This is a genomic window from Mariniflexile sp. AS56, from assembly GCF_030552475.1.
Lineage (GTDB): Bacteria > Bacteroidota > Bacteroidia > Flavobacteriales > Flavobacteriaceae > Mariniflexile.
Genome location: NZ_JAUPED010000002.1, coordinates 239,146 through 251,974 on the forward strand (window position 1 = coordinate 239,146; position 12,829 = coordinate 251,974).

Annotated in this window: 11 protein-coding genes; 5 read left to right on the forward strand and 6 right to left on the reverse strand. The window is 35.1% G+C overall.

Going from position 1 to position 12,829, the window contains the following annotated elements; genetic code table 11:
- Positions 1-60 precede the first annotated feature (60 nt).
- On the reverse strand, positions 61-1,611 hold the full coding sequence (locus Q5N74_RS03690; RefSeq protein WP_304387362.1) for an FMN-binding glutamate synthase family protein: 1,551 nt from the start codon (positions 1,609-1,611) through the stop codon (positions 61-63).
- A 146-nt stretch (positions 1,612-1,757) separates the two neighbouring features.
- On the opposite strand from Q5N74_RS03690, the gene Q5N74_RS03695 reads away from it, so the two are divergent.
- On the forward strand, positions 1,758-4,118 hold the full coding sequence (locus tag Q5N74_RS03695) for an ATP-dependent helicase (RefSeq protein WP_304387363.1): 2,361 nt from the start codon (positions 1,758-1,760) through the stop codon (positions 4,116-4,118).
- 214 nt (positions 4,119-4,332) lie between these two features.
- A complete protein-coding gene (locus tag Q5N74_RS03700; protein ID WP_304387364.1) occupies positions 4,333-4,989 on the forward strand; it encodes a hypothetical protein in 657 nt (218 codons plus the stop codon).
- On the opposite strand, the gene Q5N74_RS03705 is transcribed toward Q5N74_RS03700, so the two are convergent.
- The gene (locus Q5N74_RS03705; RefSeq protein ID WP_304387365.1) at positions 4,986-5,852 is read right to left on the reverse strand and encodes an alpha/beta hydrolase; all 867 of its coding nucleotides are present in this window, start codon (positions 5,850-5,852) and stop codon (positions 4,986-4,988) included. The genes Q5N74_RS03700 and Q5N74_RS03705 overlap by 4 nt on opposite strands.
- Before the next feature lie 45 nt (positions 5,853-5,897).
- Here Q5N74_RS03705 and Q5N74_RS03710 point away from each other — a divergent pair, with 45 nt between their 5' ends.
- On the forward strand, positions 5,898-6,518 hold the full coding sequence (locus tag Q5N74_RS03710; protein ID WP_304387366.1) for an L-threonylcarbamoyladenylate synthase: 621 nt from the start codon (positions 5,898-5,900) through the stop codon (positions 6,516-6,518).
- 354 nt (positions 6,519-6,872) lie between these two features.
- Here Q5N74_RS03710 and Q5N74_RS03715 read toward each other — a convergent pair whose 3' ends face one another.
- The 3 genes from Q5N74_RS03715 to Q5N74_RS03725 all read right to left on the reverse strand — a co-directional run bounded on the left by Q5N74_RS03715 (position 6,873) and on the right by Q5N74_RS03725 (position 9,280).
- Positions 6,873-7,712: an OmpA family protein gene (locus Q5N74_RS03715; RefSeq protein ID WP_304387367.1), complete on the reverse strand. Its 840-nt coding sequence runs from the start codon at positions 7,710-7,712 to the stop codon at positions 6,873-6,875.
- A gap of 94 nt (positions 7,713-7,806) precedes the next feature.
- The gene (locus tag Q5N74_RS03720; protein ID WP_304387535.1) at positions 7,807-8,796 is read right to left on the reverse strand and encodes a glycosyltransferase family 2 protein; all 990 of its coding nucleotides are present in this window, start codon (positions 8,794-8,796) and stop codon (positions 7,807-7,809) included.
- Between the two features lie 34 nt (positions 8,797-8,830).
- Positions 8,831-9,280 carry a type I restriction enzyme HsdR N-terminal domain-containing protein gene (locus Q5N74_RS03725; protein ID WP_304387536.1) on the reverse strand — a complete coding sequence of 150 codons (450 nt, stop codon included), beginning with the start codon at positions 9,278-9,280 and terminating at the stop codon, positions 8,831-8,833.
- 124 nt (positions 9,281-9,404) lie between these two features.
- Between Q5N74_RS03725 and holA the strand changes: the two genes are divergently transcribed.
- Positions 9,405-10,409, forward strand: coding sequence for a DNA polymerase III subunit delta (holA, locus tag Q5N74_RS03730; RefSeq protein WP_304387368.1), 1,005 nt, complete (start codon positions 9,405-9,407; stop codon positions 10,407-10,409).
- A gap of 31 nt (positions 10,410-10,440) precedes the next feature.
- A complete protein-coding gene (locus Q5N74_RS03735) occupies positions 10,441-11,325 on the forward strand; it encodes a hypothetical protein (protein WP_304387369.1) in 885 nt (294 codons plus the stop codon).
- On the opposite strand, the gene Q5N74_RS03740 is transcribed toward Q5N74_RS03735, so the two are convergent.
- Positions 11,326-12,819: a YfcC family protein gene (locus Q5N74_RS03740; RefSeq protein ID WP_304387371.1), complete on the reverse strand. Its 1,494-nt coding sequence runs from the start codon at positions 12,817-12,819 to the stop codon at positions 11,326-11,328.
- Positions 12,820-12,829 lie beyond the last annotated feature (10 nt).

Sequence of the window (12,829 nt, forward strand, 5' to 3'; positions counted from 1 at the left end):
GTTTCGTTAAGTAGGTTCTTCAGAACTATAAAATAAGTGTGTACTAAATTGGGTAATTGGTTACTTGTTTTTTCCTCCCAAATATAAACAATCTTTTAAATCTTGCATCGATGTAAATGGTACAGGTGTTTTGTCATAAGCGTAGGTTTTGCTTAATTCTTTTGAAAGGTTATGGTCATCTACATTTATTTCAACATCCGTCATTTTAAACTGGCATGGATGCTCGTAACCTGCTGCATGAGTAATTTCAATTAGTTCTTTTCTGAAGGTTTTAAAATATTGTGCCAATCGCTCCGATTTCAATGTAGGATCGATGCCGTTTTGCAGCCATTTACTCTGCGTAGCGACACCACTAGGGCAGCGGTTGGTATGACATACTTGTGCTTGTATACAACCAATACTCATCATCGCTTCTCGTGCTACATTAATACAATCGGCTCCCATTGCAAATGCCATGGCTGCTTTTGCTGGAAACCCGAGTCTACCACTTCCAATAAATACGAGGTGTTCACTCAATCCTTTTCTCAGGAATAGTTTGTATAAATCGCTAAACCCGTATACCCAAGGTAGTGACACGTGGTCTGCAAAACTTGGCGGTGCAGCTCCTGTACCACCTTCGCCACCATCAACGGTAATAAAATCGGGCCCCTTTCCAGTTTTTACCATAATATCTGCTAATTCTTCCCACTGCTCTAATTTCCCTATAGCGGCTTTAATTCCAACGGGTAAGCCTGTCGCTTGTGCAATTTTTTCAATAAAACCGACCATTTCGGGTACGTTAGAGAATGCTTTATGGTTTGGTGGTGACAATACATCTTTCCCAACTTCAACACCTCTTATAAATGCGATTTCTTTGGTGATTTTTGCTCCCGGAAGTACGCCACCCTTTCCTGGTTTTGCTCCTTGAGATAGCTTTATTTCAATAGCTCTAATAAACGGATTGCCTTCAACGAGTGCTATCATTTTTTCCATGGAAAACCCTCCGTCGGCAGACCTAACACCAAAATATCCTGATCCGAAGTGAAAAACAACATCACCACCATGACTGTGGTAGGGCGATAAGCCTCCTTCACCTGTATTATGATATGCACCAGCAATTTTAACGCCTTTGTTTAGAGATTCGACAGCTTTAGCAGAAAGAGAACCAAAACTCATTGCCGACACATTGATAATGGACCCTGGTCTAAATGGTTTTTTACGGTTATGGTAAGCCCCCATTACTTTTGCACAGGGCAAAAATGTTTTATCTACGACATTGGGATGCTTTTCATCAATTTGATAAGGCATCATGGCGTTATTTATAAAAATATGATGGTGCGCATAAATATCTCTATCTGTCCCAAAACCTTCGTAATTATTTTCTTTTTTCGCTGAAGCGTAAATCCAACCTCGTTCAATTCTGTTAAAAGGAAGTTCTTCTCTATTATTAGCTACCAAATATTGCCTTAATTCGGGTCCTATTTTCTCTAACATATAGCGTATATGTCCAACAACAGGGAAGTTGTGGCTTATAGTATGTGCTTTTTGAATGAAAATATCTCTAAGAGCAACTAAAGCTAAGGCGATTAATACCCAGCCCCACCAAGTGATATTTGATACAAATGTTATCATTATAATAAGAAGTTTTAATTGAGTATAAATATATCCAAAAATAAATAACTGCGATGCTAAGTACTAATTGTTTATAATTATTAATAAAACGCTCCCATAAACAGCGCAACAATGGTTAATTTCACGGCGTAAAATTTTATAGAGTTTTGGAAAAATATTTAAGTCAATTAAACGAGGCACAGTTAGCACCCACTATACAGAAAGATGGGCCAATGATTATTATTGCAGGTGCAGGTTCTGGTAAAACACGTGTGCTTACCTTTCGTATCGCGTATTTAATGAGCGAAGGTGTTGATTCATTTAATATCTTATCGCTCACATTTACCAACAAAGCAGCACGTGAAATGAAAGAACGTATCGCTACGATTGTAGGTACTAGTGAGGCAAAAAATTTATGGATGGGAACTTTTCACTCCGTTTTTGCTAAAATTTTACGTATTGAAGCAGATAAGTTGGGGTACCCGAGTAACTTCACTATTTATGATACACAGGATTCTGATAGATTGATTTCGTCCATTATCAAAGAAATGAATCTGGATAAAGATCTTTACAAGTATAAACAAGTACGTTCCAGAATTTCTTCATATAAAAATAGTTTAATTACGGTACGTGCTTATTTTCAAAACCCTGAATTAATTGAGGCCGATACCATGGCTAGACGTCCGCGTTTGGGTGATATTTATAAAGAATATGTAGAGCGTTGTTTTAAAGCAGGCGCAATGGATTTTGATGACTTGTTGTTGAAAACGAACGAATTACTAACGCGTTTCCCAGAGGTATTGATGAAATACCAAAACCGATTTAGATACATAATGGTTGATGAGTATCAAGATACGAATCATTCGCAATATTTAATTGTGAGGGCTTTATCTGATAAATTTCAGAACATTTGTGTGGTAGGAGATGATGCTCAGAGTATTTATGCCTTCCGTGGTGCAAATATTGACAATATCTTAAATTTTCAGAAAGATTATGATGATGTGAAGGAGTTTCGTTTGGAACAGAATTACCGTTCTACGAAAAATATTGTGAACGCAGCAAACTCGATTATTGAAAAAAATCAAACGAAATTAGATAAAGTTGTTTGGACAGCTAATGATGAAGGTGAGAAAATAGTAGTAAACCGTTCTTTAACAGATGGTGATGAGGGGCGTTTTGTAGCCAGTACCGTTTGGGAAAATAAAATAAAACATCATGTCCCTAATAGTGATTTTGCTGTTTTATATAGAACGAATGCACAATCACGTGCGATTGAAGATGGTTTGAGAAAACGCGATATTCCATATAGAATTTATGGCGGTTTGTCGTTCTATCAACGAAAAGAGATTAAAGATGTCTTGTCGTATTTACGGTTGATTATAAACCCAGCCGATGAAGAAGCCTTAAAGCGTGTTATTAACTTTCCGCCAAGAGGTATTGGAGGAACAACGATTGATAAGTTAGTTGTGGCTGCAAACGGGTATAAGCGTTCTATTTTTGAGGTGATGAAAAACATCGACAAAACAGATGTGAAAATAAACTCGGGAACAAAAGGAAAGTTGCAAGATTTTGTAACGATGATTGAAAGTTACCAAGTAATGAATCAATCTGCCGATGTTTTTGAATTGGCAGAACACGTTACGAGAACCACAGGTTTAATAACCGAGTTTAAAAAGGATGGTACGCCAGAAGGAGTTGCCAAAATGGAAAATATTGAGGAACTTTTAAACGGTATGAAAGATTTCGTGGAAGGGCAGAAAGAATTGGCCGATACCACAGGAAATTTAGCCGAATTTTTGGAAGATGTGGCCTTGGCAACCGATTTAGATGCCGATAAAGGAGACACAGACCACGTGGCATTAATGACTATACACTTAGCTAAAGGTTTGGAGTTTCCGTACGTATTTGTGGTAGGTTTGGAAGAAGATTTATTCCCAAGTGCCATGAGTATGGGTACGCGTAGTGAGTTGGAAGAAGAGCGTAGACTCTTTTATGTGGCCTTAACACGAGCCGAGAAGCAAGCTTATTTAACTTATGCCTTATCGCGTTACCGTTGGGGGAAATTGGTAGATTCTGAACCAAGTCGTTTTATAGAAGAAATAGATGAGCAGTATTTAGACATTACAACACCTATTGAAGAGCGCCGTTTTAACCCGATGCTTGATGCGGATATTTTTGGAGATGCAACCAGTCCTGAACGAACTAGGAAATTAGACCCTAATAAAGTACGATTTAAACCAGCTAAACAACCGGAATTTAAAAAAGGGAATGGATCTAAAGACACGCCTTTAAAAGTGCAGATATCAACACCTAAAAACTTAAAACCAGTTGCAGCAACAGGTAATGCAACTAATTTATTTGATGATAAATTAGCTGTAGGAAACCTTGTGAAGCATCTACGTTTTGGTACTGGAGAAGTTTTAAAAATAGAAGGTGCCGGTGGCGATGTGAAAGCGGAAATTAAATTTCAGCACGGTGGTGTTAAAAAATTACTTCTTCGTTTTGCTAAGTTGGAAGTGATAGGCTAATATTTATAAAATAGTAAATTATATTAACCCACAAAGTTTCGGACTTTGTGGGTTTTTTGCATTTAAAAACATCTAAAAGGACTTGTATTATGGTGTTTATGTGTCTATACGTTGATTAGTTGAAATATTTTATAGAAAAAAAGGACCTATACACCGAGAGTTTTTTTTCAAATAGTCATCTAAATATTAAATAATTATAAAGAGCATTAATTTTATGAAAAAGTTTTTATTAGTAGTATGCGTTTTAAGTTTCGGATTTAGTTATGCGCAACCTGGAGGTGGCGGTGGTATGGGTGGATCTCAATCTGGTAGAGGCCAAAGTAACCAGCAACGAGAAAAACCTGAAATGAAAACCTTTGAAGCTTCTAAATTAGCCGGTATTTTCAATTATGATGATGATGCAGCCATTAAAAAAATTAAGATAAAAAAGAACCCTGAGTTAATTTTAAGTGTTCGAAAATCAATTATAAATTATAACAATAGGATTAATGAAATAGCCTTATTAAATAAAGATAATTTCGACACACTAAACGTATACATGAATGCCATTATAAAAACCTCTAAACGTAGTTCTGGTAATCAAGATCAGAGAGATATGAGTCATAGTGATGATAACCCGATGCGTGTAGCACAAAATAAAGCGAAGGCAAAAATTGACCCTGTAAAAAATGCAGTAAAGAAAGAGGAAGAAAAATTAAATAAGCAATTGAAAGCATTGTTAAGTGAAAAGAAGTACAGCAAATGGTTAAAATACCAAGCACAAGTTAAAGCCGATTTAAATCCAAAAGAAACATCTAGTGAAAGTAGTGACTCGAGTGATTCAAGAAGTGGAGGAGCACCAAATGGCGGGGGTCGTGGAGGTATGCGTTAATTTAAATGCACCTTAATAAACGATTCAAGTTTTAGCCAAGTGTCTAACAACTCTAAACCTACCCAACCATGACCCGCGAATTGATATAAGGTGAACTCGTGGGTTACATTTAGGCGTTCTAGTGCATCGCGCAAATCGGTTCCTTGTGTAATGGGTATTAATGGGTCTCGACCACCATAGAATAAAATACTAGGAGGCGCATTGGCCGTTAATCGATGTAGCGGGCTTGCTTCTTCTAAAAAAGCTGTAGAAGCATTGGCTCCATACAAGTCTAAAAGAGCTTTTAAATCGGGCGATGTATTGTTTAAATAAGCAGGATCGGTTAAATTGGTAGGACCAACAATACTACAAACCATTTTTATATTTTTATTCGTATCGAAGGCATAACTATATAATAAGGCCAAGTGGCCTCCAGCACTAGTGCCTATAAAACCAAAACTGTCTGAGATGCTATACTTGGTTTTATTGGTTTTTAAGTAGTTTATAATAGACGTGATATCGTCTATTTGCATAGGGTACGGATTGTTGTTTTCATCTGCTAAACGATAATTAATGTTTACAACCGCTAGGTTTGGTAAATCTTGACGGATTAAATCTTTCATTGGGTTCATATCTGCTTTATCGCCTGAAGACCAACCGCCTCCATGTACTAATATAATTGTTTTAGTATTTGAAGTTCTATTTGGAGGAAGGTATAAATCGAATTTCTGATTGGTATCACTACCATAAGATACATTGAGGGCTTCGTAATATTTTGAAGGATTTAAATCGGTGTTGGTTACGTTGTTTGCTGATTCATTTTCACATTGGTAAAATGAAATAGAAACAACTAAACAGAAGAAAATAAGATTAAGACACTTCATAACAAAAATAATATTTACTTTTAACGGTGATACAAGATAATTATTATGGCTGATTTTGTTAGAATATACGAAGAAAATCCTAATTCGAAAGAAATTGATAGGGTAGTGGCTGTTTTAAAACGAGGCGGTTTAATTATATATCCAACCGATACCGTGTACGGTTTGGGATGTGATATAAATAATATTAAAGCTCTTGAGCGTGTGGCTCAAATAAAAGGTGTTAAGCTAGAAAAATCTAATTTTTCGTTTGTTTGTCATGATTTAAGCAATTTAAGCGATTACGTGAAGCAAATTGATACCGCTACTTTTAAAATTCTAAAACGCGCGCTTCCTGGACCTTATACCTTTATTCTTCCTGGATCTAAGAATTTACCAAATCCGTTTAAGAAGAAAAAAACGGTAGGTATTCGTATTCCTGCTAATAATATAGCTTTAGAAATTGTGAAAAAACTGGGAAATCCTATTATATCGACTTCCATACGCGATGAAGATGAGGTGATTGAGTATACTACCGACCCCGAACTTATATTAGAAAAATGGGATAACCTAGTTGATTTGGTTATTGATGGAGGTTATGGTGATAATCTAGCTTCTACGGTGATTGATTTATCTGAAGAAGAACCTATTGTTATTAGAGAAGGAAAAGGTGGTTTGGAGATTTTCTAATTAAGAATTTAAAGTGAAAAGCCTTAAAAGCGTAGTACTCAGTATTATTTAGTTTCCTGTTATAAAATTACGATCTCCACCAATTTACATTAATTTATATTAGTTGAACTTACCTTACGGAAAGCCCGCGTTAAGGATAGAAGCGGTATCCTTTTAGTTTTCTTCGGTAAGGACAAGACTTTGTATTAAACCTTAATATTGATTGAAGCCTACTGCCACAACAAGACGTGTAAAACTAAAAGATTTAGCGCATAGCCTGACCCGATAGGGGAACGCCTTTATTTACTCTTAAATTTTGAGCATAAAAAAAGCCCAACTTTACAGTTGAGCTTTCTTAAGTATTTTGAATTCTAATTAATTTTGAACAGAAAGATTTTTCATTTCTTTTTCAACCATATCATAGAATTGGTCAATTTTAGGAAGTACTACAATACGAGTACGTCTGTTTTTTGCTCTGTTTTCAGAAGAATTGTTTTCTACTAACGGCACATAATCAGCACGTCCAGCAGCAATTAACTGTGCAGGGTTTACACCAAGTGTTTGTAATACTCTAATGATAGAAGTAGAACGTTTAACACTTAAATCCCAGTTGTCTAATAATACACCACTACCATTGTAAGGTACGTTATCTGTGTGACCTTCAACCATACATTCGAAGTCTGGTTTGCTTTTCACCACTTTAGCAACTTTAGCAAGCACTTCTTTTGCTCTTGAAGTTACATTGTAGCTACCACTTTGGAATAATAATTTATCTGCAATAGAGATAAATACAACTCCTTTTTCTACATTGATTTCGATATCTGGATCGTTAATACCTACTTCACGTTTTAAGCTAGTAACTACAGCAAGTGTAAGACTATCTTTTTTAGTAATAGCATCTTGTAGACGTGTAATTTTCATGTCCTTCTCTCTAATGCTTTCTAAAGTTTTTTCTACGTTGCTAGCTCCTTTTGCAGATAACACTTGTAAGTTGTCATTGTATTTTCTTAAATCGGCTACTTGCTCTTCTAAAGCTTTAGCTCTTGCAGTTGATGAAGCTCTATCTTCTAAACATGAATTTAATTTCACGGTTGCAGAGTTCAATAAATCTTGAGAGTCTTTGTATTTAGCTTCAAGGTCTGTAAATTGTTTTTTAGAGACACACGAGCTTAACACAAGCATTGCAGTTACACTAAGTAAAAAAATTTTTTTCATAATTATTAAAGGGATTAATTTTTCTTATTTGTTATAGCAAAAGTATGTAAAAATAAATTGCTTGTTAAATTTTAACAAAACTTTTACTAAAAACTTATAAACTTTCAAAAAAGTGCTTTTTATAAAGGAAATAATCTAAAACAATGGCGTTTATGTTGTGATATCTTATTTTATGTTTGGTTGCTTTTCGTTGTTTTAGTAGTTGTTTTAAATGGCCATAATATGAAAAGTGGGCTTTTAAAATAGCCAAAGAATGTTGTGGCTTTAGTTCTACTAAAAATTTAACGGCCGCAATACCGTCTAAAATTAGGCGAGCTAGAATTATAAGGAAAATGGCTCCCTTGGCATTCTTTGTTAAGGTGTATAGGCTATTTCTAAAATTTAGGAATGTTTTTTTAGGACTTGTATTACTAAGAGTTGCACCACCCACATGATAAATGGTAGATTGCCCAACATATTTTACCGTGTAGCCTAAGTTTTGTGCACGCCAGCATAAATCTATTTCTTCCATGTGTGCAAAAAAAGCTTCGTCTAAACCGTTTAATTCATTAAACACATGCTTTCTAATAAATAAACAAGCACCCGATGCCCAAAATATTGGGGTCGCATCATTGTACTGTCCGTTATCCTTTTCAATGGTATTGAAAATACGACCTCTGCAATATGGATATCCGAATTTATCGATAAATCCACCAGCAGCACCCGCATATTCAAAATAATCACGCTTATTGAAATCTAATAATTTTGGTTGAATGATGGCTGTTCTAGATTCTTTTATAAAGGTTTCTATAATAGGCGAAAGCCAGTTTGGGGTGACTTCAACATCGCTATTAAGCAAGCAAAAAATATCGGCTTCAATATGCTTTAAGGCATCATTATAACCTTTTGCATAGCCTCCATTTTCTGTGTTTTGAATTATTTTTACTAGTGGAAACGCTGTTTTAACAAATTCAACAGAAGTATCAGTAGAAGCATTATCTGCAACATAAACGGTCGCTTCTCTTGAATGTTCAATAACTGAAGGTAAAAATTGTTCTAATAGTTTTTCACCATTCCAGTTTAGTATAACGATGGCTATTTTCAACTCCGTAGTAATGTCATTTCTCATTATTAACTTTTCATTTTTCATTATAATTCGGAATGTCTTTTAAAAAATCATAGCGTTCCGTTTCGAAGTCCATTTGGCAATAATAATGATTTAATCCGTTTGTAACCATTAAATAAGTAGCGTTTAATACGCGGTTATATTGTGCAATTTGGTCGAAAGTTTGCTGATTAATTGTGATTGAAGGCGCTTTACATTCTACAATTAAATGAATGCCACCGTTGGTGTTAAAAACAACAATGTCGTAGCGTTTTTTTAAATCGTTAACTATCAGTTCTTTTTCAATATTTATTAAGGATTTTGGGTATCCTTTTTCTTCCATTAAATATAGAATACAATGTTGGCGTACCCATTCTTCGGGTTGTAAAATCACAAACTTTTTGCGTATACAATCGAAAATAGAAATTTTATTTTCGCTATTTTTGAATCGAAACGGAAACTTTGGAAAATTAAGCTCTTGCAACATTGGTGTATTTGTGTTTTCAAAGTTAAGATTCAAAAATTAAAACTCACAATATTCAAATACCAAATGCCATTTTTTTTAAGATTGTAATTTGGTGCTTGTCTTTTTTGAAAATTTATAGAATTTGGACGAAGTAAAACAATTAGTTACCGACATAAAAAACGGCAAATTGAATCCCATTTATTTTTTAATGGGTGAAGAATCTTATTATATAGATAAAATATCTGATTTTATTGAAGATACTGTACTATCTGAAGAAGAGCGTGGGTTTAACCAAATGGTATTGTATGGACGCGATGTTACGGTTGAAGATGTGATTAGTAATGCCAAACGCTACCCAATGATGGCGGAGCATCAGGTTATTATTGTAAAGGAAGCACAAGATTTATCGCGTACTATCGAGAAGTTGGTAGATTATGCTAAACAGCCGCAACCAACCACTATTTTAGTGTTTAATTATAAATATAAAACGCTTGATAAGCGTAAAGCACTTTATAAAACGCTTAAAAAAACAGGTGTTGTTTACGAAAGTAAAAAGCTGTATGAAAACCAGGTAGCCGATTGGATTCGACGTGTTCTTTCCTCTAAAAACTATACTATAGCACCAAAAGCAGCACAAATGCTGGTGGAGTTTTTAGGAACCGATTTAAGTAAGATTAATAATGAGTTAGATAAACTTCAAATAATTTTACCCAAAGGCACTCAAATTACGCCAGAGCATATCGAGGAAAATATAGGGATTAGTAAAGATTTTAATAATTTTGAATTACGCCATGCTATTGGAGAACGTAATGCCCTCAAGGCTTTCAGAATTGTTAATTATTTTGCTGAAAACCCTAAAGATAATCCCATGGTTGTTACGGTGTCTTTATTGTTTAGTTTCTTTTCACAACTACTTCATTTTCATGGTTTGAGTGATAAATCACCGCGAAATGTGGCTTCAGCATTAAAGGTGAATCCATATTTTGTAAACGACTATATTACAGCTGCTAGAAATTTCCCGATGCGGAAGGTGAGTGGTGTAATATCAACGCTTCGAGAGTTTGATGTTAAAAGTAAAGGTGTTGGTTCTAATTCAGTTCCTCAGGGTGATTTATTAAAAGAGTTATTAGTAAAAATATTATCTTAGTAGTTATTTAATTCATTATTAGTAATTTAAAATGAAATACGCTACACTTTTACTAGTAATTAGTTTCGTTGTACTTTCAGCTTGTAAACAAAACAAGAAGGAAGTTATAGCCCAAGCACCTATAAAAACAGAAATTGTTTTAACTAAATTATGGGAAACAGACACGTTGTTAAAAACCTGTGAGGCTGTTAGATATGATAAAGCCAAAGGCGTTATTTATGTATCTAATATTGGTGGAGTGCCTCCAACGGAAAAAGATGGAGACGGCAGTATGTCAATTATTAGTACTGAAGGGGAAATTCTGAATCAAAATTGGACTTCAGGTTTAAACGCTCCAAAAGGAGCTCAGTTCTATAATACTAAACTTTATGTAGCAGATATTGATGATATTATTAAAATTGATATGACTTCAGGTGCAGTAGAGAAGCGCATTCATGTTGAAAATTCCATATTTCTAAATGATGTAGATATAGATAGAAATGGAGATGTATATATTACAGATTCTCGAGATAGTAAAGTCTATAAACTGGTAAATGACGAAGTGTCGTTATGGTTAGATATGGATGGCGTGAACCCAAATGGCATCCTCGCAGAAAAAGACCGAATTCTGGTAGCATCCTACAGTAAAGGAGATTTGATAGCCATCAATAAAAAGACAAAAGCACGCACCGTTATTGCCACAGGTATTGTTGGTGGTGATGGTATTGTGGCTATAAAGGAAGGTTATATTGTTTCTACGTGGCCTGGTGAATTGTTTTTTGTTGACAAAATGAAGCCTGGTGCTGCCGCCACGAAACTATTAGATACTAAAGATGTGAAATTGAATGCTGCAGATATAGGCATTATTCCTGAGAAAAACATCCTTTTGGTGCCTACTTTTTTTGGAAACAAGGTGGTTGCTTATCAAATTAATTGATCACATATACACGGAAATAGTGAGTACAATCATAGTGAAAAGTAATAAAATAAGAACCAAAGGCATTACAAACTTCAGCCATTTATCATAACCAACTTTTACAATGGCTAAAGACGCTAAGATGAGTCCGGTAGGGTTAATAAACGCAAATAAGCCCATGCCATATTGGTATGCATTAACGATAAGTTCTCTTCCTATGCCCACACCGTCGGCTAAAGGAGATAAAATGGGCATGGTTAAAACGGCCATTCCTGAAGACGATGGTATGAAAAAAGATAAGCCACCATATATGTACAGCATAGCGTTAATAAATAGGCCTTTATTCATGCCGGTTGTGGCATTACTTGCGTAATATAATAAGGTGTCGCTTATTTGTCCGTCTTCTAGTAATACAGTTATACCACGTGCTACACCTATAATAAGGGCTACACCAAGAAGGTCTCCGGCACCTTTAGCAAACAGATCTACAAAGGTATATTCATCAATTTTTGCTATAAATCCAATAAGGATGGAGCCAACTAAAAAAACAACGGTCATTTCTAAAAACCACCATTCTAATTGAGATACACCGTAAATCATCACAACAAAGCACATGGCAAATAGGAACAGGATAATTCGTAAGCGTACAGACAGTTTAACCGCAGAGTTTGTTGTGTTACCAAACATGGCCTCGATAGCTTCTTTCTGTTTAAAAATCACAGATTTTGAAGGGTCTTTCTTGACGCGCTGTGCATATCTAAGTGTATAAATAATACAAATGAGTACTCCTAAAACAAGCATGATCAAGCGACCTGTTAAACCTGTTGTCCAATTAATACCTGCCGCATCTGAAGCAATTATAGCACTAAACGGGTTGGATGTAGAACACATGGTGCCAATAGAAGACCCGAGGTAAATACAAGCCAGCGCTACGATGGCGTCATATTTAGCTGCTAAAAATATGGGAATAAGTATGGGGTAGAAAGCAATGGTTTCTTCGGCCAAACCAAAAGTGGTACCTCCAATGGCTATTAATGTGGTAACAAGAACTATTAAAATATACTCTTTACCTTTAAGTGTATTAGCAAGCCAAGAAATACCTGCATCAAAAGCACCGGTAAAATTCATGATTCCTATTAAACCACCTATAAACAAAACCAAAAAAATAATATCGGCTGCCTCAACAATACCTTTTATGGGCGATTGTAAAAAAGCGATAAGCCCTTGTGGTTTAGCTTCTACTTTTTTATAAGTATTAGGGATGCTAATGGGTTTCCAGATATCACCATTGGTGAATTTTTCTAACGGAATTTTTATTTCTAAAACATCTAAGGTTTCTTGTGAAGCATTTAAAGTTTCCTTTTCTTCTAAACTGGTTCGTGTAAATGTGTTTTCATCTTTATTATATGCTAAAGAATCAAATTTTCCCGAAGGGATTACCCAAGTTAATAGAGCAACCAAACCAGCTATAATAATAAGAACTGTTTGTGCTGTTGGAAATTTTATTTTTTTCAATCTTAAATAA

Coding starts and splice junctions, on each gene's coding strand:
- Q5N74_RS03710 (WP_304387366.1), top strand. CDS start 5,898: ATGGCTGATTTTGTTAGAATATACGAAGAAAATCCTAATTCGAAAGAA.
- Q5N74_RS03690 (WP_304387362.1), bottom strand. CDS start 1,611: ATGATAACATTTGTATCAAATATCACTTGGTGGGGCTGGGTATTAATC.
- Q5N74_RS03735 (WP_304387369.1), top strand. CDS start 10,441: ATGAAATACGCTACACTTTTACTAGTAATTAGTTTCGTTGTACTTTCA.
- Q5N74_RS03715 (WP_304387367.1), bottom strand. CDS start 7,712: ATGAAAAAAATTTTTTTACTTAGTGTAACTGCAATGCTTGTGTTAAGC.
- Q5N74_RS03700 (WP_304387364.1), top strand. CDS start 4,333: ATGAAAAAGTTTTTATTAGTAGTATGCGTTTTAAGTTTCGGATTTAGT.
- Q5N74_RS03705 (WP_304387365.1), bottom strand. CDS start 5,852: ATGAAGTGTCTTAATCTTATTTTCTTCTGTTTAGTTGTTTCTATTTCA.